General features: G+C 63.0%; 22 protein-coding genes and 2 pseudogenes. 12 read left to right on the top strand and 12 right to left on the bottom strand.

Translation table 11 applies throughout. The features are described from left to right. Positions 1-5 precede the first annotated feature (5 nt). Genes NMG70_RS12275 through NMG70_RS12260 form a run of 4 tightly spaced genes read right to left on the bottom strand, consistent with a single transcriptional unit; the run spans position 6 to position 3,746 of the window. The gene (locus NMG70_RS12275) at positions 6-1,142 is read right to left on the bottom strand and encodes an ABC transporter permease (protein WP_254024823.1); all 1,137 of its coding nucleotides are present in this window, start codon (positions 1,140-1,142) and stop codon (positions 6-8) included. 8 nt (positions 1,143-1,150) lie between these two features. Then, a complete protein-coding gene (locus NMG70_RS12270; RefSeq protein ID WP_254024755.1) occupies positions 1,151-2,071 on the bottom strand; it encodes an ABC transporter ATP-binding protein in 921 nt (306 codons plus the stop codon). Further along, a complete protein-coding gene (locus NMG70_RS12265; protein ID WP_254024754.1) occupies positions 2,068-3,021 on the bottom strand; it encodes an HlyD family secretion protein in 954 nt (317 codons plus the stop codon). The genes NMG70_RS12270 and NMG70_RS12265 overlap by 4 nt, the downstream gene beginning before the upstream one ends. Then, a complete protein-coding gene (locus NMG70_RS12260; RefSeq protein WP_254024753.1) occupies positions 3,018-3,746 on the bottom strand; it encodes a CerR family C-terminal domain-containing protein in 729 nt (242 codons plus the stop codon). The genes NMG70_RS12265 and NMG70_RS12260 overlap by 4 nt, the downstream gene beginning before the upstream one ends. 91 nt (positions 3,747-3,837) lie before the next feature. On the opposite strand from NMG70_RS12260, the gene NMG70_RS12255 reads away from it, so the two are divergent. The 3 genes and pseudogenes from NMG70_RS12255 to NMG70_RS12245 all read left to right on the top strand — a co-directional run bounded on the left by NMG70_RS12255 (position 3,838) and on the right by NMG70_RS12245 (position 6,128). Then, a complete protein-coding gene (locus NMG70_RS12255) occupies positions 3,838-4,311 on the top strand; it encodes a CYTH domain-containing protein (RefSeq protein ID WP_254024752.1) in 474 nt (157 codons plus the stop codon). Then, the gene (locus NMG70_RS12250) at positions 4,308-5,255 is read left to right on the top strand and encodes a CHAD domain-containing protein (RefSeq protein WP_254024751.1); all 948 of its coding nucleotides are present in this window, start codon (positions 4,308-4,310) and stop codon (positions 5,253-5,255) included. Before NMG70_RS12255 ends, NMG70_RS12250 begins: the two co-directional genes overlap by 4 nt. A 61-nt stretch (positions 5,256-5,316) precedes the next feature. After that, positions 5,317-6,128: pseudogene (locus NMG70_RS12245) on the top strand (C40 family peptidase). A gap of 49 nt (positions 6,129-6,177) precedes the next feature. Here NMG70_RS12245 and NMG70_RS12240 read toward each other — a convergent pair. The 3 genes from NMG70_RS12240 to NMG70_RS12230 all read right to left on the bottom strand — a co-directional run bounded on the left by NMG70_RS12240 (position 6,178) and on the right by NMG70_RS12230 (position 7,996). Further along, positions 6,178-6,819 carry a hypothetical protein gene (locus NMG70_RS12240; protein ID WP_254024750.1) on the bottom strand — a complete coding sequence of 214 codons (642 nt, stop codon included), beginning with the start codon at positions 6,817-6,819 and terminating at the stop codon, positions 6,178-6,180. Positions 6,820-6,835: 16 nt separating this feature from the next. Further along, the gene (locus NMG70_RS12235) at positions 6,836-7,537 is read right to left on the bottom strand and encodes a phosphatase PAP2 family protein (RefSeq protein ID WP_254024749.1); all 702 of its coding nucleotides are present in this window, start codon (positions 7,535-7,537) and stop codon (positions 6,836-6,838) included. Positions 7,538-7,657: 120 nt separating this feature from the next. Next, positions 7,658-7,996 (bottom strand): hypothetical protein, encoded by a 339-nt coding sequence (locus NMG70_RS12230; RefSeq protein WP_077376061.1) that lies wholly within the window; start codon positions 7,994-7,996, stop codon positions 7,658-7,660. Positions 7,997-8,198: 202 nt separating this feature from the next. Here NMG70_RS12230 and NMG70_RS12225 point away from each other — a divergent pair, with 202 nt between their 5' ends. Then, the gene (locus tag NMG70_RS12225) at positions 8,199-10,190 is read left to right on the top strand and encodes a PhoX family protein (RefSeq protein WP_254024748.1); all 1,992 of its coding nucleotides are present in this window, start codon (positions 8,199-8,201) and stop codon (positions 10,188-10,190) included. 113 nt (positions 10,191-10,303) lie between these two features. Here NMG70_RS12225 and NMG70_RS12220 read toward each other — a convergent pair whose 3' ends face one another. Next, positions 10,304-11,065: an ABC transporter permease gene (locus NMG70_RS12220; protein ID WP_254024747.1), complete on the bottom strand. Its 762-nt coding sequence runs from the start codon at positions 11,063-11,065 to the stop codon at positions 10,304-10,306. Further along, positions 11,062-11,987, bottom strand: a pseudogene (locus tag NMG70_RS12215) (ABC transporter ATP-binding protein). The gene NMG70_RS12220 and the pseudogene NMG70_RS12215 overlap by 4 nt, the downstream one beginning before the upstream one ends. Here NMG70_RS12215 and NMG70_RS12210 point away from each other — a divergent pair. The 7 genes from NMG70_RS12210 (at position 11,974) to NMG70_RS12180 (ending at position 17,638) form a co-directional block, all read left to right on the top strand. Continuing rightward, positions 11,974-12,153 (top strand): hypothetical protein, encoded by a 180-nt coding sequence (locus NMG70_RS12210; RefSeq protein ID WP_143744499.1) that lies wholly within the window; start codon positions 11,974-11,976, stop codon positions 12,151-12,153. The pseudogene NMG70_RS12215 and the gene NMG70_RS12210 overlap by 14 nt on opposite strands. Positions 12,154-12,207: 54 nt before the next feature. After that, positions 12,208-13,566 (top strand): cytochrome ubiquinol oxidase subunit I, encoded by a 1,359-nt coding sequence (locus NMG70_RS12205; protein WP_254024746.1) that lies wholly within the window; start codon positions 12,208-12,210, stop codon positions 13,564-13,566. A gap of 10 nt (positions 13,567-13,576) precedes the next feature. Then, the gene (locus tag NMG70_RS12200; protein WP_254024745.1) at positions 13,577-14,581 is read left to right on the top strand and encodes a cytochrome d ubiquinol oxidase subunit II; all 1,005 of its coding nucleotides are present in this window, start codon (positions 13,577-13,579) and stop codon (positions 14,579-14,581) included. A gap of 201 nt (positions 14,582-14,782) precedes the next feature. Further along, positions 14,783-15,553, top strand: a complete 771-nt coding sequence (locus NMG70_RS12195) for a transporter substrate-binding domain-containing protein (protein ID WP_254024822.1) — start codon at positions 14,783-14,785, stop codon at positions 15,551-15,553. A 40-nt stretch (positions 15,554-15,593) separates the two neighbouring features. Continuing rightward, a complete protein-coding gene (locus NMG70_RS12190; protein WP_027154713.1) occupies positions 15,594-16,265 on the top strand; it encodes an amino acid ABC transporter permease in 672 nt (223 codons plus the stop codon). Positions 16,266-16,275: 10 nt separating this feature from the next. Further along, the gene (locus tag NMG70_RS12185; protein WP_254024744.1) at positions 16,276-16,935 is read left to right on the top strand and encodes an amino acid ABC transporter permease; all 660 of its coding nucleotides are present in this window, start codon (positions 16,276-16,278) and stop codon (positions 16,933-16,935) included. After that, positions 16,913-17,638: an amino acid ABC transporter ATP-binding protein gene (locus NMG70_RS12180; RefSeq protein ID WP_254024743.1), complete on the top strand. Its 726-nt coding sequence runs from the start codon at positions 16,913-16,915 to the stop codon at positions 17,636-17,638. The genes NMG70_RS12185 and NMG70_RS12180 overlap by 23 nt, the downstream gene beginning before the upstream one ends. Before the next feature lie 192 nt (positions 17,639-17,830). Here NMG70_RS12180 and msrA read toward each other — a convergent pair whose 3' ends face one another. The 3 genes from msrA to NMG70_RS12165 all read right to left on the bottom strand — a co-directional run bounded on the left by msrA (position 17,831) and on the right by NMG70_RS12165 (position 20,217). Beyond that, entirely contained in the window at positions 17,831-18,571 is a 741-nt protein-coding gene (msrA, locus tag NMG70_RS12175; RefSeq protein ID WP_254024742.1) for a peptide-methionine (S)-S-oxide reductase MsrA, read from the bottom strand. A gap of 102 nt (positions 18,572-18,673) precedes the next feature. Then, positions 18,674-18,952 carry a hypothetical protein gene (locus NMG70_RS12170; protein WP_254024741.1) on the bottom strand — a complete coding sequence of 93 codons (279 nt, stop codon included), beginning with the start codon at positions 18,950-18,952 and terminating at the stop codon, positions 18,674-18,676. 215 nt (positions 18,953-19,167) lie between these two features. Beyond that, entirely contained in the window at positions 19,168-20,217 is a 1,050-nt protein-coding gene (locus tag NMG70_RS12165; protein WP_254024740.1) for a TadE/TadG family type IV pilus assembly protein, read from the bottom strand. A 160-nt stretch (positions 20,218-20,377) separates the two neighbouring features. Here NMG70_RS12165 and lepA point away from each other — a divergent pair, with 160 nt between their 5' ends. Beyond that, positions 20,378-22,183 carry a translation elongation factor 4 gene (gene lepA, locus NMG70_RS12160; protein ID WP_254024739.1) on the top strand — a complete coding sequence of 602 codons (1,806 nt, stop codon included), beginning with the start codon at positions 20,378-20,380 and terminating at the stop codon, positions 22,181-22,183. Positions 22,184-22,291: the final 108 nt, after the last annotated feature.

Raw genomic sequence — 22,291 nt, 5'->3', positions numbered from 1 at the left:
ATGCATTAGTCCAGTGTCCGGCGGAACCGCACCAGCGCCACGCCGGCAAACAGCGCCACGAACACCACCAGCCAGCCGATTTCGGTTGCGACCGCCGGCAGGTCGGCGCCCTTCAGCATCACCGCGCGGATGATGCGGAGGAAATGCGTCAGCGGCAGGATCTCGCCGAAGATCTGCGCCCAGCCAGGCATGCCGCGATAGGGGAACATGAAGCCCGACAACAGGATCGACGGCAGGAAGAAGAAGAAGGTGAGCTGCAGCGCCTGCATCTGCGTGCGCGCCATCGTCGAGATGGTGTAGCCGAGCAGCACCAGCGCCAGCACGAAGACCAGAACCGCCGATAGCAGCAGCGACAACGACCCGGTGAAGGGAACGCCAAACAGCAGCTTGGCCGCCGCCAGCACCACCACCACTTGCACGGCGCCGACCACCAGATAGGGCAGCACCTTGCCCAGCATGATTTCGAGCGGGCTGGACGGCATCGCCAGAAGGTTTTCCATCGTGCCGCGCTCGGTCTCGCGCGTCAGCGCGATCGAGGTCATCATCACCATCGTCATCTGCAGGATGACGCCGAGCAGACCGGGCACGATGTTGTATTGCGAGATGCCTTCCGGATTGTAGCGTCGGTGGACAACGACTTCGAGCTGGCCTCGGGCAGCTTCGGCGGCCGCCTCCTGCATGCCGCGCGCCCTGAGCAGCGCCTGGTTGGCGACGGTGCCGAGCGTCGAAATGGCTCCGCTGGTGACGGCCGGGTCGGTGGCATCAGCCTCGATTAGGATTTGCGGCTGGTCGCCGCGCTCGACTCGCCGGGTAAAATCGGCGGGAATGGTGACGACAAAGGCGACGTCGCCACGCGCCATCAGGAATTCCGCCTCGGCGGCACTTTGCGCGACATGGTCGAACCGGTAGTAGCCGGTGGTCTGCAGCGCCGAAACCACGGCTCGCGTATAAGGATCGCTGCTCATCGCCACCAAGGCTGCCGGCAGGCTCTTCGGATCGTTGTTGATGGCATAGCCAAACAGCACCAGCTGCATCAGCGGCACGCCCAGCATCATGGCGAAGGTGATGCGGTCGCGCCGCATCTGGATGAACTCCTTGATCAGCAGCGCACCGAGCCTGGCGAAGGAAAAGACGCTGTTTATGCCGTTTTTCATCCCATATTGTCCTTCGAGCCGGACATGAACTGGATGAACACATCCTCCAGGCTGGTCTCGCCTGGCGAAACCGTCACGCCCTTGTGCTCCTTCTCGACATCGGCGAGGGCTGCCTGAAGCGCCGTCTTGTCGGAACCAACGACATGCAGCGTCGCGCCGAACGGCGCCACCTGGTCGACGCCGGACCGCCCGCTGAGTGCGGCAGCGACCTGGTCGAGGCGCGGACCCTGCACGACGAAGGTCGTCAGCCCGGCATTCCTGACCACCTCGTCGACCGTGCCGGTGGCCAGCATCCTGCCGTAGGAGATGTAGCCGATGCGGTGGCAGCGCTCGGCCTCGTCCATGTAGTGGGTGGAGACCAGCACGGTCAGCCCGCCGCTGGCCAGCCGATGGATCTCGTCCCAGAATTCACGCCTGGCTTTCGGATCGACGCCCGCCGTCGGCTCATCGAGCAGCAGCAATCTCGGCTTGTGCATGATGCAGGCGGCCAGTGCCAACCGCTGCTTCCAGCCACCGGACAGCGTGCCGGCCAACTGGTCCTTGCGCGAGGTGAGGCCAAGATCCTCCAGCGTCCTAGCCACATGCTCGTTGAGCGGCTTCAACCCATAGAGCCGCGCCACGAATTCAAGGTTCTCGGCGATGGTCAGATCCTCGTAGAACGAGAATTTCTGCGTCATATAGCCGACTTCGCGCTTGATCCTCAGACTGTCTGAGCGGATGTCGAAGCCGAGCACCGTGCCTTCGCCCTCATCCGGCGTCAGCAGGCCGCACATGATGCGGATGGTCGTCGTCTTGCCCGAGCCGTTGGGGCCGAGGAAGCCGACGATCTCGCCCTCGGCCAGCGTCATCGTCACATGGTCGACGACGGTCTTGTCACCAAAACGCTTGACCAGGCCGTGGACGTCTATGACGTTCATTTGCCGATATCCGCCAGTTCGACATCGACGATCTGCCCCGGTTGCAGCGCGCCGGCGTCACCCTCCGGCCGAGCCTCGACCAGATAGACCAGCTTCTGCCGGGTCTCGAGCGAGTAGATCACCGGCGGCGTGAATTCCGGGTCCGGCGACACGTAGCTGACGCGAGCCTTCACGTCCGGCCCGCAGCCGTCGCAATGGACGTTGAGCAGCGTGCCGACTGCTACCGATGAGAATGCGCTTTCCGGCACATAGACGCTGAGCTTCACCGCGCCGTCCGGCAGAATCGAAATGACCGGCGCGGTCGGGCCGGCGGTGTCGCCGGGATAGCGGATCACATCGTTGATGCGGCCGGACGAAGGCGCCGCCAGCACACGCTTCGACAGCCGCCACCGCGCTTGCTCCAGCGCCGATTGCGCCTGCCTGACCTGATTGTCGGCGGCCTTGATCGTCTCGGGCCGTGCCGGAAGGCCGCCGACCGCAAGATTGGCTTCCGCCTGGCCGAGCTGCGCGTTGGCAATTTCCAGCGTCGCGGAAGCCGTATCATAATCGGCCTGGGTGCCGGTGCCGCGTTTGAACAAATCGCTGGCGCGGTTGTATCTGCGTTTGGCGTCGGCGGCTTGCGCCTTGGACATGTCGACCTGCGCCTTGAGCACCTCGATCTCTTCGGGCCGCTTGCCGACCTGCAGGTCGGCAAGTTGCGCCTGGGCCTGGGCAAGGGCCGCCTCGGCTTGCGCGACGGCTATTTTTGCGTCGGCGCTTTCCAGCGTCACCACCGGCGTGCCCGGCGCGACGCGGTCGCCGCGCTTGACCGAAATCGTCTCGACCTGCGCCACCTCGATCGGCGCGAGCAGCACATAGTCGCCCTCGACATAGCCGACGGCGAGCGGCGCCGCCGGTGCGCAGGCGCTGAAAAGCAGGGCGGCGAGCGGCACAGAGCAGAGGAAACTCATGACCTACCATCCTTCCGGTCGGTTAAAGGACGCCGAGCCAAAATCGCGCCGAGATTATCCGTCACTGCCGCCGCGATCTTGGTGGCCTCGGCGTCGCCGATCGCGCGCCAGCCCATGCGGCGCATCACCGCCTCGCGGCCGATGCGGAAATAGACGACCTGGCCGATCAGCGTGAACACAGTGAGTCGGGTAGCCTCGCTTTCGGCCGGCTCGCCCGTCGCCTGCTCCCAGATCAGGCAGAGCCGGCGATGCGTCGGCTCGAACACGCCATTATAGATGCGGTCGAGTGCCGCCGTCGGATGCGACAACTCACGCAGGACGAACTGCACGATCTCGCCGGCCTCCGGCCTTGCCACGATGAAAGCCACCATCCGCTCCAGTGCGGTGAATAGTTGTGCCCGCGCCGCTTCGGGGTCGCCCGTTTCTGAGTCGCCCGTTTCTGAGTCGCTTGGCCCTTGCAGATTGCCGATTGCTTGGCCAGCAATGGTCTGGATGGTGTCGACGATGTAGTCGGCCGCAGCGTTGCGAAGCCCTTCCTTGCCGCCGAAATGATAGGCGATCGAGCCGATATTGGCCCTGGCCTCAGACGCGATCTCGCGCGTCGAGGTGCCGTCGAAACCCTGGCGTCCGAACAGCTTCAGCGCTGCGCGAACAAGTGCCGCGCGCGTCATGTCGGCGGGGGATGCCTCGCGTCGCGGAATTTTGGCGTTTGCCGGTTTGCTCATGATCCGCAATTTAATCAATCGAATGATTAAAGTCAAGCTTTGCCGATCTCCACCTTGCCATCTCCAGTCGCACGCGCTTTAGTGCGAAGCCATGGTCAAGGAAGTCGAGCGCAAGTTCCTGGTCTCCGGCGATGGCTGGCGGGCTCTGGTCGAAGCGGACATCCGCATTCGGCAGTTCTATCTCGTTGCCGCGCCCGACCGCTCGGTCCGCGTGCGCATCAGCGACGGCGCCTCGGCAAAGCTGACGCTCAAATTCGGCAGCAAGGCCCGCGAACGCGACGAATTCGAATATCCAATTGCTCTGGCGGACGCGGAAGAGATGCTGGCCTTCGCCATCGGACGTGTCATCGAGAAGACACGTCACCATGTTAGGCACCGCGGCCATCTCTATGAAGTCGATGTCTTCGGCGGGATGCTTAGCGGTCTGGTGGTCGCCGAGCTTGAGACGCCGCAGGACGTGCAGGACGAAATGCTGCCAGATTGGCTCGGCCGCGAAGTCACCGGCGAGCACAGGTTCTACAACGCGTCGCTCGCCCTCGAGGGGATTCCGGAGATCGCCGCATGAGCTATCGCATCGATCCGCGTCTGCCGTTGACTGGCGAGGTCAGGCGCATCCTCGCTGAGGAAATAGGCAAGGCGCTCGTCCATCTGGACGCGGCGCATGACAGGCCGGAGCAGGCGCTGCACAAATGCCGCAGGCGGCTGAAGAAGGTGCGTGCCTTGCTGCGCCTGGTCCGTCCCGGGAACGAAACATTTTGCAGTACCGAGAATCAATGCTACCGAGAGGTGGCTGCCCTGCTTGCCGAACCGCGCGAGGCGGCCGCGCTGGTTGAAACCATCGACCGACTGGCAAAAAACTTTCCCGAGCAAAGCGCTGGCGGCGGTCTCGATGTCGTTCGCGACACGCTGGTGGCGCGCCAGCACGCATTGCATGGTGGAGCTGGCCTCCGCGCCGCGATAGTTGCCGCGACTGCCGCTTGCCAGGAGGGCATCAGCCGGATCGATATGCTGGCCTTGCCCGACCAGCCCGAACAGGCCGCCGATGTGCTTGCCGAAGGCGCCCGCATCACTTTGCGTCGCGCCAGAAAGGCGCTGGACAAGGCAGGCTCCCGCGGTGAGGCCAACGATTTCCACGATCTGCGCAAGGCGGCAAAGACTCACGGCATGCACCTGTCGCTGCTCGGAAGGCTGTGGCCGACGCCGATCAAGGCCCGGCGCAAGGCGGTCGACGAACTCGGCGAACAGCTGGGCGAATTGCATGATGTGTTCGTCCTGCGTGCGCTTCTCGATGCCGACGACCGGCCGCTCGGCTCTCCTCAAGAAACGCGGCTCCTGAGCAAGCTGTTGAAGCGCTCGGAGAAAAGCCTGAAAAAGACCTGTCTCGCCGCGGCAGCCGATCTGTTCGGCGACAGCCCCAGGCGCTCGACAAGGAAACTGGCGCGCAAGGCGCGCGACGATCTGGCCGCGGCGCCGCGCGAAGACGCCGGCGCGCCCGGCGGCGCTGGCTGACGCGGTTCTTCGGTTCGGGATCATGGCCTAGTCCGCCGGCTTGTGGTAATCGCCGTCTGGCATGATCGAGGCCGGCGACACGCTTCTGGACCGACTCGGCCGCTGGCTTGCCGGCCGGCTGCAGGAGAAATCTTCCGGCTACGAGCCTTACACGCCCTCCGATGCCGAAACGCTGCGCCGGACGCTCGAACCCGGCGACATCCTGCTCATCGAGGGCAACCAGAAGATCTCGGCGGCGATCAAATACCTGACCCAGTCGACTTGGTCGCATGCGGCCTTCTATGTTGGCGATGCCCTGCCCGAACCGGCGGACGGATCGGAACGGCGGCGCCTCATCGAGGTCACGCTTGGCGATGGCTGCATCGCCGTGCCGCTATCGCGCTACCGCACCTACAACACGCGTATCTGCCGGGCGAGCGGCCTAGCGCCGGAAGATCGTGACGGGGTCGTTGCGTTCATGATCGGCAAGCTCGGCCTAAGATACGATCTCAAGAACATCTTCGACATGCTGCGTTATTTCTTCCCGACGCCGCCGGTGCGGTACGCTAGCGGCGCCGCATGCTGGCTTTCGGCTCCGGCGACCCGACCCGGGCCATCTGCTCCTCGCTGATTGCCGAGGCCTATGGCCAGATCCGCTATCCGATCCTGCCCGAGATCACCCGGGCGCCCGGTCGTGCCTCGGCCCAGTCGAACTATTCGCGAAAGGAAATCCTCCACATCCGCCACCATTCGCTCTACACGCCGCGCGATTTCGACCTGTCGCCCTATTTCCGCATCGTCAAGCCGACGCTGGAATACGGGTTCGACTACCGGCAGATGCTCTGGGAGGATAAGATAACGGCCAGCAAGCCGGAAGCGAAGGCCGCCGAGTAGCAGCTCGCCTATGCTAGCTGCGATCGTCGACCCTTCGCGGTAGCGGCGATCAGAACTTATTCAACAGGCTCTTCCAATAATTCCGCCAGCACTCGACATCATCGGCGGTCGCCAGTTTCTCGTGTTGCACGGCAAGAGATGATTTTCCTCCCGGCTTGTCGCCGATGCCGGCGATCACGCGCGTGCCGTTCGCTAGACCACAGCGCCAATATCGCCACTTTCGCGAAACGGACGTCTCCGGTCCGCGGCTGATCGCGATGCCCCCAATGTCCTTCTGCGCGGTCATGAAGGTCGCCCAGCGTGCCAGCGTCTCGTCCATGGAACCCGGCACGGTCTTTGTGGTGGAGACGGCGAAGCGGCCGTCATTGTCCTGTCCGGGTATGCGCCGGCCAATGTGCTGCTCGTAGGCGACGGTAATGGACTGCGACCACCAGCCCGAAGCCAGTCCCGTCTCGCGCACGCGTCGGGCGATCTCGGCATGTGAAAGGTCGGCCGCGCCGATGCGGCCGAGAAAGACCAGCCACTCCTCCCAGGAGCGGCCGGTTTCCGCTTCGAAATTCTTCGTGCTGATCGCCCGGACCATCTTTTCAGCTCGTGCCAGCCCCACACACCAGATTCCACACCTGAGCCGGAGAAAGCGCAAGCCGGCCCCGCGTCCGGATGAAACCCCGCTTGCGAGCAGCATCGCCACTTTCTGGACAGCCGGTTCAGCCGCCGGCGGGCTGCCCGCGCCATCGCTGGAACGCCCATGCGGCCAGCCAGCACAGCATCGCCCAGGCGAAGCCGGCGCACCAGCCGGCCAGCACGTCCGATGGCCAATGAACGCCGAGATAGACGCGGCTGATGCCGACCAGCAGTGTTGTCAGCACGGCAAGTGCCAGCACATAGATCTTGGTCGTTCGCCCAGGCAGGAAACGCGACGCCATGCTGCCCAGCGTCAAATATGTCACCGCCGACAGCATCGCATGGCCGCTTGGAAACGAAAGCGTCGCCACGTCGGCGAGATGCGAGACCAGGTCGGGGCGCGGCCGATCGATTCCGAGCTTCAGCGTGCTCGACAGGGCCTGCCCGCCAGCCACCGCGACGAAGACCAGAAACGCTGCTCCCGGCTTCTGGATAAGCAGCAGATAGACGATCACCGCCGCTGTGATCAGCCCGAGCACGATGGCGCTGCCGAGGCTGGTAATGTCGCGCATCGCCCCTTCCAGCCACAGCGGTCCGATCGGATTGTCGGGCTGGCCCGCTTCACGGAAGGCGAGCATTATTTCCGTGTCGAAGGCGTGCGGCGTGGTGTCTCGTGCCACCTCCATCAGTTCCTCGAACCCCCACAGTCCGCCGGCGATGACCAGTCCGGCCAGCAGCACCGGGAATTCGATCCAGTTGAGCAGCTTGTTTGCGGTATTATTCATCGGCCCATCGTCCTACAGCGCCGCGCGTCCTTTTGGACGCGCAAAGGACGCTGTAGCACTTTAACTTTTGCGTATGATCCTTTCCGAAAATCGATTCCGATTTTTCGGGATCATGCGCAACTACAGTTTTTGCAGATAGGGTCCGAGCGTGATCAGCGCCACCGCTGCCACGGCGAGCACGATGCCGGTCGCCTGCAACGAATTGACGCGCTCGCCGAAGAACACCAGTGCCACCACGTTCACCGACACCAGTTGGATCACCGCCGACAGGCTGAACGACACCGACATGCCGAATTCACGGATCAGCCTCAGCATGATCAGATTGCCCAGCGAATAGAGCGCCAGAGTCAGAACGATCTTGCCGAGGCTCGGCGCCAGCCCCCATTGCTTGGCCGCCGTCGCCGCCAGCAGGAAGATCACCGTCGAAATGCCAAGCTGCCCCAGTCCCCAGAAACTCACGTTTTGTCCCTCCGACGCAGTGCTTCCGCGCCTGCCGCAGATCTTGTTTCGGAAGCGTCGGTCGCGGTCAAGCGGCCTGATCAAAGACATGAGATCGGGGCTGGAAATTGGCCGGCAACGTCATCAAACTGTGATCTGCTGGCGATACGCGGTAGTCAAGCAACACGCTCCAGCCATCCCAAAGAGCCAGAGGCAAGCCCCCATGACTGAACATCGCTCCCCCGACGCCCATTTCCGCACCAGCCTGCTCGAGGAAAACGATGGGCCAGGAACGAATCCCACCGACAACCAGACGATGGGCGAAATCATCGCCGCGCGGTTCTCGCGCCGTGGTTTCCTGCAGGGATCGCTCGCGGCAACCGCCATCGCCGTCACCGTTAGCCCGCTGGCGTTGATCCTCGCCGACGATGCCCGCGCCGGCGGCGGCTCGGCCTTCGCCTTCGACGAGGTCGAGGCGGGCGTCGACGACAAGCACCATGTCGCCGCCGGCTATGACGCCGACGTGCTGTTGCGCTGGGGCGATCCGCTGTTTGCCGATTCGCCGGAATTCGATCCGACAAAACAGTCGGCGCAGGCCCAGGAAAGACAGTTTGGCTACAACAACGACTATGTCGGCTATATCCCGATCGACGGCTCGGCCGAGCATGGTCTGCTGGTGGTCAACCACGAATACACCAATCCGCATCTGATGTTCCCAGGCCTCGTCACCATCGTCGATGGCGAGGCCAAGCAGGCCCCACTGAGCAAGGAACAGGTCGACGTCGAGATGGCCGCCCATGGCGGCACCATCGTCGAGATCCGCAAGGTATCAGGCAAATGGCAGGTGGTGCGCGACGGCAAGCTCAATCGCCGCATCACCTCGAACACCGAGATGGCACTGTCCGGCCCCGTCGCCGGCCACGACCGCGTCAAGACCAGTGCCGATCCGACTGGCACGAAGGCCATCGGCACCGTCAACAATTGTGCCGGCGGCGTCACGCCCTGGGGCACCTACGTCATGGCCGAGGAAAACATCCATGGCTATTTCTCCGGCGAACTGCCGGCCGATCACGCGGAAGCCGCCAACTACAAGCGCCTGGGCATTCCCGAAGGCGCCTATGAATGGGCTGCGCATTATGACCGCTTCGACATCGGCAAGGAGCCGAACGAGCCCAACCGCTTCGGCTGGATCGTCGAGGTCGACGTCAACGATCCGACCTCGGTGCCGCGGAAGCGCACTGCGATGGGCCGCTTCAAGCATGAGGGTGCCGAATCGATCGTCGCCAAGGATGGCCGTGTCGTCTTTTATCTCGGCGACGACGAGCGCTTCGACTATGTCTACAAATTCGTCACCGCCGGCAAGTTCAACGCCGAGGATCGCGCCGCCAACATGGATCTTCTCGACGACGGCACGCTCTACGTCGCTAAATTCGCCGAGGACGGCACCCTGGAATGGCTGCCACTGGTTCACGGACAGGGCCAGTTGACCACCGAGAACGGCTTTGCCAGCCAGGCCGACGTGCTGATCGGGACAAGGCTTGCCGCCGATCTTCTCGGCGCCACCAAGATGGACCGCCCCGAGGACATCCAGCCCAATCCGACGACTGGCAAGGTCTACGTCATGCTGACCAACAATTCGAAGCGCAAGACGGACCAGGTCGACGCCGCCAATCCGCGCGCCGAAAACGCCTTCGGCCATATCATCGAGATCGTCGAGGACGGTGGCGATTTCACTGCTGCCAAGGGCAAGTGGGAAGTGCTGTTGAAATGCGGCGATCCCTCAGTGGCCGAAGTCGGCGCCACCTTCTCGACCGCAACCACCGCCAATGGCTGGTTCGGCATGCCGGATAATTGCGCCATCGATGCGGCCGGCCGGCTCTGGGTCTCGACCGATGGCCAGGGTCCGAAGGCGACCGGCCGCACCGATGGCCTGTGGGCGGTCGACACCGAAGGCGAGGCGCGGGCGACCTCGAAGCTGTTCTTCCGCGTGCCGATCGGCGCCGAACTCTGCGGTCCGCTGTTCACGCCCGACGACCAGACCGCCTTCGTCGCGGTCCAGCATCCCGCCGATGGCGGCGAGGACTGGGAGGCTTTTGGCCGTCCCTCGTACTATGAGGACCCTTCGACCCGCTGGCCTGACTTCAAGCCCGATATGCCGGTGCGGCCGTCGGTCGTCGCCATCACCAAACAGGGCGGTGGCAAGATCGCGGTCTAAGCTCATCCCGCTGCAGGGTTCCACGTCGATAAATCGTGAGGAAGGGGTTTTGGCGCGACCGAAGCCCCTTCTTTCATGTTTCTATGTCCAATTGCTCAGCGTGCTTTGGCCGGTCAGTTCCGCAGCCGGTAGCCGGTCCTGAAGATCCACGCGACGATCGCTATGCAGATAAGCAGGAAAACCACGGTCATGCCGAGGCTGACGCCGATCGAGACGTCGGACTTGCCGTAGAAGCTCCAGCGAAAGCCGCTGACCAGATAAAGGACAGGGTTGAACAGCGTCACCGTGCGCCAGGTGCCGGGCAGCATGTCGATCGAATAGAAGCTGCCGCCAAGGAAGGTAAGCGGCGTGATGATCAGCAGCGGCACCAGCTGCAGCTGCTCGAAGCTCTTCGCCCAGATGCCGATGATGAACCCGAACAGGCTGAAGGTCACCGACGTCAGCACCAGGAACGAGAGCATCCAGAACGGATGCTCGATGGTCAGCGGCACGAACAGCGACGCAGTCCCCAGGATGATCAGGCCGAGTATGATCGACTTGGTCGCCGCACCCCCGACATAAGCGATGATGATCTCCAGGTAGGACACCGGCGCCGACAGCAGCTCGTAGATCGAGCCGACAAATTTCGGGAAATAGATGGCGAAGGAGGCGTTGGAGATCGACTGCGTCAGCAGCGACAGCATGATCAGCCCCGGCACGATAAAGGCGCCGTAGCTGATGCCGTCGATCTCGGTGATGCGCGAGCCGATGGCCGAGCCGAAGACGACGAAATAGAGCGACGTCGAGATGACCGGCGAGACGATGCTCTGCAGCACGGTCCGAAAAGCGCGCGCCATCTCCATCTTGTAGATCGCCCAGACTGCTCGCAGGTTCATGCGCCCTTCCTCACCAGGTTGACGAAGATCTCCTCGAGCGAGCTGTTTTGGGTGTCGATATCGCGGAACTGGATGCCGCACGTCTCAAGGTCGCGGAGCAGCGAGGCGACGCCCGGCCGCTCGCTCTGGTTGTCATAGGTATAAGTCAGTCGATCACCGTCCGGCGAAAGCTCCAGCGCGTAGCGCGACAACGTCTCGGGGACGTGGCGAGCGGACTGCGCAATTCCAGCAACAGCCGTTTGCGGCCGAGCGTGCGCATCAGTTGCACCTTGTCCTCAACCAGCACGATCTCACCGCGATTGATGACGCCGACGCGGTCGGCCATCGCCTCGGCCTCCTCGATATAATGCGTGGTCAGGATGATGGTGACGCCATCCTCGCGCAGCCGGCGCACCATTGCCCACATGTCCTGACGCAGCTCGACGTCGACGCCGGCTGTCGGCTCGTCGAGGAACAGCACCCTCGGTTCGTGCGACAGCGCCTTGGCGATCATCAGCCGCCGCTTCATGCCGCCGGACAGGGTGATCGCCTTGGCGTCCTTCTTGTCCCACAACGACAGGTCGCGCAGCACTTTCTCGACGAAGGCGTGGTTGGCCGGCTTGCCGAACAGGCCGCGGCTGTAGTTGACCGTCGCCCACACGCTCTCGAACGCGTCGATGGTCAGTTCCTGCGGCACCAGCCCGATGAGGCTGCGTGCGGCGCGATAATCCCGGCTGATGTCGTGGCCGTCCACGCTGACCGTGCCCGACGAGCGGTTGACGATACCGCAGACGATCGAAATCAGCGTCGTCTTGCCGGCGCCGTTCGGCCCGAGCAGCGCAAAAATCTCGCCGCGCTCGATATCGAGGTTGATCTCCTTCAGCGCTTTGAAACCCGTCGCGTAGGTCTTGGTGACCCCGGAAATGGAAATGATCGATGGCATGGCTGAAAAACGGCTGCTTGAAAGGAGGTCCGTTGATTTTAGTCCGCTGAATGTCGGTGCGCGCAGCCGGAAGTCAATGGCACTCCTGACAGTTCTGAATATCGGCGCATCCACCGCTGCCGCAGTCCTGCGGCGTTCCGCCTCGCGTGACGCCACGCCGCTTTGACCGCTTTGCGCATCCAGCCTATCTTCCCTGACATAGCAGCAGCCGGAGCCCACCATGGACCCGCTCATCCTGTCGCGCATCCAGTTCGGCGCGAACATCTCGTTCCATATTCTGTTTCCGGCTATTACCATCGCGCTTGGCTGGATGCTGCTGTTCTTCAAGCTTCGCTACAACGCCACCGGGGATACCGCGTGGATGCGCGCCTATTTCACCTGGGTGAAGGTGTTCGCGCTGTCCTTTGCCATGGGCGTGGTTTCGGGCGTCACCATGAGCTTCCAGTTCGGCACCAACTGGCCGGGCTACATGGAGACCGTCGGCAACATCGCCGGCCCGCTGCTCGCCTATGAGATACTCACCGCCTTCTTCCTCGAGGCGGCGTTCCTCGGCATCATGCTGTTCGGCTTCCGCCGCGTCTCCAACCGCATCCACACGCTGGCAACCGTGCTGGTGGCCAGCGGCACCACCCTGTCCGCCTTCTGGATCATCGCGCTCAATTCATGGATGCAGACGCCGGTCGGCTTCGAGATGCGCAACGGCGTAGCCCACGCTACCGACTGGTGGGCGATCGTCTTCAACCCGTCCATGCCCTACCGGCTCGTCCACATGCTGCTTGCCTCCGGCCTGACAGTTTCGTTCCTGATCGCCGGCCTGTCGGCGCTGCGCTATCTCTATGGCGACCGTTCGGAATCGATGTGGAAGGCCTTGCGCACCGGTGTTTTCATCGCGGCGATCCTGATCCCCATCCAGATCTTCGCCGGCGACCAGCATGGCCTCAACACGCTCGAGCATCAGCCGCAGAAGATCGCCGCCATGGAGGCCAACTGGAACACCGGCCCCAACGTGCCGCTGGTCCTTTTCGCGCTTCCCGACGAGGCGGCAAGGGAGAACAAATACGAGATCACCATCCCCGATGGCGCCAGCCTCATCCTCAGGCACAGCGCCAGCGGCGTCGTGCCGGGGCTGAACGACTATGCCGCCAACCACCCGCCGGTGTTCCCGGTGTTCTGGGCTTTTCGCATCATGGTCGGCACCGGCGTCCTGATGCTCGTCGTCTCCTGGTCGGCCGCCTTTTTCCTCAAGCGGCGCCACAGCCTGCCGAGACCGCTGGCGCTGGTGATGGTGCCGATGGCGCTGTCCGGCTGGCTGGCAACGCTGGCCGGCTGGTACACCACCGAGATCGGCCGCCAGCCCTGGCTGGTCACCGGCGTGCTCAGGACTGTCGATGCCGTCGGCCCGGTCGCCGGCAGCCAGGTCGCGCTGTCGCTTGCGGTCTATCTCATCCTCTATGCGCTGCTTCTGATCGCCTATCTCGGCGTGCTGGTCTATCTGGCGCTGAAGGCGGCGAAGGACGGCGATACCTCGCCGCTGCCGGGCGTTCTCGACGCGCCGCTGTCGCAGCCGGCGGCGAAATAGGAGAACGGCGATGACCCTCGATTGGCCGACATTGCTCCCCCTCATCTTCGCCGGCCTGATGGGCCTTGCCATCCTGATCTACGTCGTCCTCGACGGCTTTGATCTAGGTATCGGCATCCTGTTCGCAGCCGCCGAGGACGCCGAGCAGGACACGATGATCGCGGCAATAGGCCCGTTCTGGGACGCCAACGAGACCTGGCTGGTGCTGGCCGTCGGCCTGCTGCTGGTCGCCTTCCCGCTGGCGCACGGCACCATCCTCACCGCGCTCTACATTCCGGTCTTCCTGCTCCTTGTCGGCCTGATCCTGCGCGGCGTTGCCTTCGATTTCCGGGCCAAGGTGCCGGCCGGTCGGAAGCATCGCTGGAACCGCATCTTCTTCCTGGGCTCGGTCATCGCTTCGCTGGCGCAGGGCTACATGCTGGGAATCTATGTGCTGGGCCTTGATGTCGGCCTCGGCGGCATGGCCTTCGGCGCGCTGGTGGCGCTCTGCCTTGCCGCCGCCTATGCGGCGATGGGCGCGGCCTGGGTCATCTACAAGACGGAAGGCGAATTGCAGAAGAAGGCGGTGCTATGGCTGCGCTGGGCGCTGGTGCTGACCGCGCTCGGCATGGTCGCCGTCTCGCTGGCCACGCCGCTCGCCAGTCCGCGCATCTTCGACAAATGGTTCGTCTGGCCGGCCATGCTCTATTTGTCGCCGCTGCCGGTCCTGTCGGCGGTGCTGTTCGCATGGCTGTGGCGGCAGACCTTCCATCTGCCTAAGGCCGACGACCGCCATGCGCTGACGCCGTTCTTGACGCTGGCCGCCATCTTCACGCTGGGCTTTGCTGGCCTCGCCTGGTCGTTCTATCCCTTCGTCGTGCCCGACAGGCTGACCATCTGGCAGGCGGCGTCCGCGCCGGAAAGCCTCGCCATCATCCTGGCCGGCACGGTGGTGGTACTGCCGATCATAATTTTCTATTCGTTCTATGCCTACCGCGTCTTCGGCGGCAAGGCGACGGATCTGACCTACGACTGACAGGTGAACCGCCGAACTGCACAATATTTAGGCAGACCACTGGTCGGGCGGCATCGGCTCGTGAAGACCGCCTTGCAAATCCCACCGGGAAAGTCCGATTCGCAGCGATTTCGATGGTTTGGCATGTCTGTTGCTTTGCCCTGGCGACCAATTGGTTTTGTCTAGTCAAAGGGAAAGATAATGAACCGTCGCAATGTCTGCATGCTGGCCTTCGTTGCCGCCGTTGGAATGGCCATGGCTTCGTCTCCGCAGGCGCAGGCTGACGCCTTGAGCGACATCACGGCGCGGGGCACCGTCCGCATCGCCGTTCCACAGGATTTCCCGCCCTTCGGCAGTGTCGGCGCCGACATGACGCCGCAAGGCTACGACGTCGATATCGCAAATCTGATTGGCGAAAAGCTCGGCGCCAAGGTCGAAATCGTCCCGGTCACCAGCGCCAACCGCATTCCCTATCTCCAGACCAACAAGGTCGACCTGGTCATTTCCAGCCTCGGCAAGAATCCCGATCGCGAGAAGGTCATCGACTTTTCCGAAGCCTATGCTCCCTTCTACAACGGCGTGTTCGCTCCGGCGGATGTCGCGGTCGCAAAAGCGGAAGACCTCGCCGGCAAGACCATTGGCGTCACCCGCGGCGCGATCGAAGATCTCGAACTGACCAAGGTTGTGCCGGCGAGCGTTGAGATCAAGCGCTACGAGGACAATAACGGCACTATTTCCGCTTTCCTTTCGGGCCAGGTCGAGGTGATTGCAACCGGGAATGTCGTCGCTGCCGCCATCCTCGAAAAGAACCCGCCCAAGCGGCCGGAGCTCAAGTTCCTGATCAAGAACTCGCCTTGCTACATCGGCATGAACAAGGAGCAGCCGGCATTGATGACCAAGATCAACGGCATCATCGCCGCCGCCAGGTCCGATGGCGCCCTCAACGCGATTTCGCAAAAATGGCTGAAGGTGGACCTGCCGGCTGACCTGTGATCGCCGCCCGCCGCGTGTGGCTGAGGTCGGATAGCAAGCCATGACCTATCAGTTCGATTTCGGCTGGCTGATCGGTTCTCTGCCGGTGCTGCTCAAGGGCATCCGGATCACCGTACAACTCATCCTGATCGGCGCGGTGTTCGGCGTGGCATTGGGCATTGCCTGCGCCTGGGTACGGGCGCTGGGGCCGAAATGGCTAAAACCCGTCGTCGCGACCTATGTCGAGCTGATCCGCAACACGCCCTTCCTCATCCAGCTGTTCTTCATCTTCTTCGGCCTGCCGTCGCTTGGCATCAGGATGTCGGAACTGACCGCCGCCAACCTCGCCATGATCGTCAACCTCGGCGCCTACAGCTGCGAGATCATCCGCGCCGGCATCCAGGCCACGCCACGCGGCCAGTTCGAGGCCGGCGCGAGCCTCGCCATGACCCCGTTCCAGACCTTCTGGCACGTGGTTCTGGTCCCGGCGCTGCAGCGCATCTGGCCTGCGCTGTCGTCGCAGATCGTCATCGTCATGCTGGGTTCGGCCGTCGTTTCGCAGATCGCCGCCGAGGACCTGACCTTCGCCGCCAACTTCATCCAGTCGCGCAATTTCAGGGCCTTCGAAACCTACATCGTGTCGACCCTGATCTACCTGGCGCTCGCCATCCTGCTGCGCCAGCTGCTGGCCGGCCTGGGCTGGATGCTGTTCCCCAGGAAGGCGTCGCGATGAGACATGCGCCATGACCGAGTTCAGCTTCTGGGACATCCTGCGCAACCTGCTTCTGGCCGCCCGCTGGACCGTTGTCCTCTCCCTGGTCTCCTTCATCGGCGGCGGCATCGTCGGCGCGGCCCTGCTTTTCCTGCGCATCGGCGCCCGGCGTGGGATGCGGGTTCTGTCACGCGGCTACATCCAGCTGTTCCAGGGCACGCCGCTCCTGATGCAGCTCTTTCTGGCTTTCTTCGGACTTGGCCTGTTCGGCATCGACGTTCCCGCCTGGCTTGCCGCCTGTATCGCGCTCATCCTGTGGACCGCAGCCTTCCTCGCCGAAATCTGGCGCGGCTGCGTCGAGAGCATTGCCAAAGGTCAATGGGAGGCGTCAGCCAGCCTCGGCATGGGCTATCTCCAGCAGATGCGCTACGTCATCCTGCCGCAGGCACTGAAAGTGGCGGTGCCGCCGACCGTCGGCTTCTCGGTGCAGGTGGTGAAGGGCACCGCGCTCACCTCGATCATCGGCTTCGTCGAACTGTCGAAGGCCGGTTCGATCGTCACCAACGCCACGTTCCAGCCGTTCACCGTCTATGGCCTGGTCGCGCTCATCTATTTTGCTTTGTGCTGGCCGCTGTCGAAATCCAGCCAGCTCCTGGAAAGGAAGCTCAATGTCGCTCATCGCAATCACTGAGGTGAAGAAGCGCTTCGGCGACAACGAGGTGCTGAAGGGGATTTCCATCGACGTCGCGCGGGGCGAGGTCGTCGCCATCATCGGCAAGAGCGGTTCGGGCAAGTCGACGCTGCTGCGTTGCATCAACGGGCTGGAGACCATCGATCAAGGCTCGATCGTCGTCGCCGGCGCCCAGTTCCTGCCCGACGAGGTGCATCTCAAGGCGCTGCGCCTGAAGGTCGGCATGATTTTTCAGCAATTCAACCTGTTCCCGCATCTCACCGCTGGCGGCAATGTCATGCTGTCGCAGATGGTGGTGAAGAAGACGCCGAAAGAGGACGCCGAAGCGGTCGCGCGGAAAATGCTCGACCGCGTCGGTCTCGCCCACAAGTTCGATGCGTTGCCGGACGAATTGTCCGGCGGCCAGCAGCAGCGCGTGGCGATCGCCCGGGCGCTCGCCATGCAGCCCATCGCGCTGCTATGCGACGAGATCACCTCGGCGCTCGATCCCGAGCTCGTCGCCGAGGTGCTGGCCGTCGTCAAGGAATTGGCCGCGGAAGGCATGACGCTGGTGATGGTCACCCACGAGATGCGCTTTGCCCGCGACGTCTGCTCGCGCGTCGTCTTCATGCATCAGGGCCGCGTCCACGAGATCGGCGCCCCCGAGGACGTCTTCGCCAACCCCAGGACGCCGGAGCTTCGACAGTTTCTGGGCGTGCAATAAGGTATACTGATATTCAGGGGATGCCGGCCTGCAAACGGCGGCTTCCTGCGCTTCCGGTACTCGCGTACCCGAAAGTACGCTCCGTTCCGGTTCTCGGAATCCACCATTTTCTGCTCGGCCTAACCCGAATCTCAACACACCTTACGCCGACGTGCGTCTACTTGGATGCACAAAGTACACCCTGGCAAAAGATCAGCTCTTGTTGGCGGCCAGCACCAGCACCGGCTTGTCGCTGTAGAGGTCTGGGAATAGCGTCTTCAAATTCTCGAGTTTGGGCAAGTCGTTGTAGACGATGTAGGGATAGGTCGGGTTCAGCGTCAAAAAATCCTGGTGGTAGTCCTCGGCCGGATAGAATTTTTTCCCCGTCTCCAGCGTGGTCACGATTGGCTCCGGAAACACCTTGGCCTCATCGAGCTGCGCGATGTAGCTCTCGGCGATCTTCTTCTGGGCGTCGTTTTCGGCAAAGATCGTCGAACGGTATTGCGGGCCGCGGTCCGGACCCTGGTAGTTCAGCTGCGTCGGGTTGTGCGCGACCGAGAAATACACCTGCAGCAACTGGCCGTAAGTGACTTTGGACGGCTCGTAGGTGATCTCGACGGCTTCGGCGTGCCCGGTCCGTCCGGTGCCGACCGTCTCGTAGACGGCGGTGTCCTTGTCGCCGCCGGCATAGCCGGAAACGGCGCTGGTCACGCCCTTGACGTGCTGGAACACGCCTTGCACGCCCCAGAAGCAGCCGCCAGCGAAGATCGCCCTGGCGGTGCCGGCGGCGGGTTTTTCGTCCATCGCCGGTGGCGGGATCACCACCGCCTCCTCGGCCGAGATCGCCGGCGTCTGCCACAAGGCGGCGCCGGCCGCCGCGAGCATCAGCGCCGCAAGCGCGCCCCAGGCGACATTCGTCAATCGTTTCGCGGCGGTTTTTTCGATGCCGGTCATCTCTGATCTCCATGCAAGAGTTTTCGACTATACGACAGATAGGTCCGTCGCGGTCTCACATTGCCGTGCGGGCGTCGGCCGCGACCCCGTTCCGGACGCGGCCTACTTGGCCGTCCCCATCGCGTCGCAGGCCTCGGTCGCCTCGTCCTTTTTCATCGCGCCGGTTTCCATGGCAGCCTTGTCCATGCAGTCCTTCAGCTTTTCGGCCGCCATCGGATCCGCGGGCTTTGTCGCGTCGGTCGCCGGCTTCATGGCATTGGTCGCCATCGCAAGGGCCGGCTTCATCGCATCTTCGGCGCGCGCAATGCCGCCGGCAAAAAGCGCCGTCGAGCAAAGCCCGAAGGCGAGTGCCGGCAAGGTCAGGCGGGTGAAATTGGTCATGATGGTCTCCCAGGGTTGGTGGCGCGCCGGAATGGCGATCACATCAGCTCTTCGCCGCCGCCTGGGCCTTCGTTACAGCCATCACCGCTTCGTGATCGCCCACCTCCGCCCATCCTCGAATTGGCCCACAAATAAAAACGCCGCCCGGTGGCAGGCGGCGTTGTGAATGCATGCTTCGATCAAGGTCAAGCGTTAGCGCCGTTCCCCGTCCAGCGCTATTGCGTAAGCACTGTTTGCGAAGGCCGTTGATTGAAGTCGCACTTTCCAGTCACGGTGTAGAAGAAGTCGGCGTTGGACACCGGAGCCGGCACGGGATTTCCGCCGTCCTCCCAGGCCTGCTGGCTGGATTGGCCGCACGGTACCGCAGTGAAGATATCCACCTTCTCGCCGTTCACGACCTCGACGCCGTCGATGTACAACCGGTTTGATGTGCTTGCGTCATTCGACTTGAGTCTGGCTGGCTGAGCCGACGGCACATCCATCTGCAGAAACAGTGAATCCATGAGGCTGACGTCGATCACCGCGCCGGCGCCGTTCGCCGGATACATGGTGTTGGTGCAGGTGGTCAGGTATTTCTTGTTGCCGCTAACCTGTGTGATCGCCCCGGTTGGCAGGTTAAGGAAATTCTGCACCGTCTTGGTCGTGCATTTTTGTTCCTGGACCTTCGTCTCCGTCGCTCCATTAACCGTATAGACCGTCGACGTGCCGTAGCCTTTCGGATCACCAAAGTTGTTGTAGACATAGGTGATCTTCATCAACGGGTTGACAGCCGTCTCGGTGAATTTCGTGCCGTAGAGCGACACCGTCTTGTTCCAATGGCCCGACACCTTTTGGACCTTGAACGTGGTCTGCACCAGTGTCGGCCTCTTGCGCACCGCGGAAGCGACGCCGATCTGTACGGTATCGACGCGGGCGATCTGCATGAAGTTCGTCGGCATGGCAAAGCTGGCCGAAGCATTGATGCTGGCGGTGCCGTCGGCGGCGACGACGAAGCCGTCGAGCTTGGCGATGCCTTGCCCGCTATTGGCCGCAAACGACTCCTGCAGTTTCACCTGACGGTCCGCCAATGACGTGCTGGTCGGCAGCGTCGTGATCGACAGGGTCGCAGCATCGAGCGCATTCTGCATCGAGCCCTTGGTCGCAATGGCCGCGTTATAGTCGACCGAGAGGCCCAGAGCGGCACACATCGGGATAACCATAATGGCGAGTATCGGCGCTAAGGAGCCGCTCTCGGAACTGAGAAAATGGCTTCCGGACAGTGGCATTTCGTGTTCCCCAAACGGTAACAGGTTGTGGCCTATCACGCAGGCCGCGAAATATGCCCTAATCTGATGGAGCAAAGTTTAACGACGTTGCGTTCGCTGGCCGGCTCATGCGCGGCGCGGCCGCTTGCCCGGGCAAGCTGCCCCTGCTAAAGCGCCCGACATGACCACGCCGATCAAGAACATCCGCAATTTCTCCATCGTCGCCCATATCGACCATGGCAAGTCCACGCTTGCCGACCGGCTGATCCAGCTGACCGGCGGGCTGGAGCTGCGCGACATGAAGGAGCAGGTGCTGGACTCGATGGATATCGAGCGTGAGCGCGGCATCACCATCAAGGCGCAGACCGTGCGGCTGAAATACCACGCCAACAATGGCGAGGATTATATCCTCAATCTGATCGACACGCCCGGCCATGTCGACTTCGCCTACGAAGTGTCGCGGTCGCTGGCCGCCTGCGAGGGCTCGCTATTGGTCGTCGACGCCTCGCAAGGCGTCGAGGCGCAGACGCTGGCCAATGTCTACCAGGCCATCGACAACAACCACGAGATCGTCGTGGTGCTGAACAAGGTCGACCTGCCGGCCGCCGAGCCCGAGCGCATCCGCGAGCAGGTCGAGGAGGTGATCGGCATCGATGCCTCCAACGCCGTGCTGATCTCGGCCAAGACCGGCCTGGGCATTCCCGATGTGCTGGAGGCGATCGTCAACGATTTGCCGCCGCCGCGTGAGGGCGACATTGCTGCCCCGTTGAAGGCGATGCTGGTCGACAGCTGGTACGACGCCTATCTCGGGGTCATCGTGCTGGTCCGCATCATCGACGGCGTGCTGAAGAAGGGCCAGACCATTCGCATGATGGGCACCGGCGCCAAGTACCTGGTCGAGCGCACCGGCGTCTTCACCCCTGCCCGCATCAATGTCGACGAGCTCGGGCCCGGCGAGTTCGGCTTCTTCACCGGCTCGATCAAGGAAGTCGCCGACACCCGCGTCGGCGATACCATCACCGAGGACAAGCGCCAGACGGCGCAAGCCCTGCCCGGCTTCAAGCCGGCGCAGCCGGTGGTGTTCTGCGGCCTGTTCCCGGTCGACGCCGCCGATTTCGAGGATCTGCGCGCCGCGGTCGGCAAATTGCGCCTCAACGACGCTTCTTTTTCATACGAAATGGAAACCAGCGCGGCGCTCGGCTTCGGCTATCGCTGCGGCTTCCTCGGCCTGCTGCATCTGGAAATAATCCAGGAGCGGCTTGAGCGCGAGTTCAACCTCGACCTCATCGCCACGGCGCCGTCGGTCGTTTACCGGCTGCTGTTGAACGACGGCACGACGAAGGAATTGCACAACCCCGCCGACATGCCCGACGTGGTCAAGATATCGGCCATCGAGGAGCCGTGGATCCGCGCCACCATCCTCACCCCGGACGAGTATCTCGGCGGCATCCTAAAACTCTGCCAGGACCGGCGCGGCATCCAGGCCGACCTGTCCTATGTCGGCAAGCGCGCCATGCTCACTTATGACCTGCCGCTCAACGAGGTCGTCTTCGACTTTTACGACCGGCTAAAGTCGATCTCCAAGGGCTACGCCTCCTTCGACTATCATTTGACCGACTATCGCGAGGGCGACCTGGTTAAAATGTCGATCCTGGTCAATGAGGAGCCGGTCGACGCGCTGTCTATGCTGGTCCACCGCACGGCGGCGGAAAAGCGCGGCCGCCAGATGTGCGAAAAGCTGAAGGAGCTGATCCCGCATCATTTGTTCAAGATTCCGATCCAGGCGGCGATCGGCGGCAAGGTCATCGCCCGCGAGACGATCTCGGCGCTGCGCAAGGACGTCACCGCCAAGTGCTACGGCGGCGACGTCTCGCGCAAACGCAAGCTGCTCGACAAGCAGAAAGAGGGCAAGAAGCGGATGCGGCAGTTTGGGAAAGTGGATATCCCGCAGGAGGCGTTTATCCAGGCGCTGAAGATGGGCGATTGAGCGGTCCGGCCTACGGACGCGCCGACTCGCTGGGTCAATGCGGCGCGAATCCGGATGGCAGCTGTCGGAGGCAGCGGTCCCACCCCGGGGCTGAGGCACTGCGGTGAT

The organism is Mesorhizobium ventifaucium (assembly GCF_935822925.1).
GTDB classification, from domain to species: domain Bacteria; phylum Pseudomonadota; class Alphaproteobacteria; order Rhizobiales; family Rhizobiaceae; genus Mesorhizobium; species Mesorhizobium ventifaucium.
Note: the sequence above shows the minus strand (reverse complement) of the source record. Positions and strands in the feature narration are given on the sequence as shown.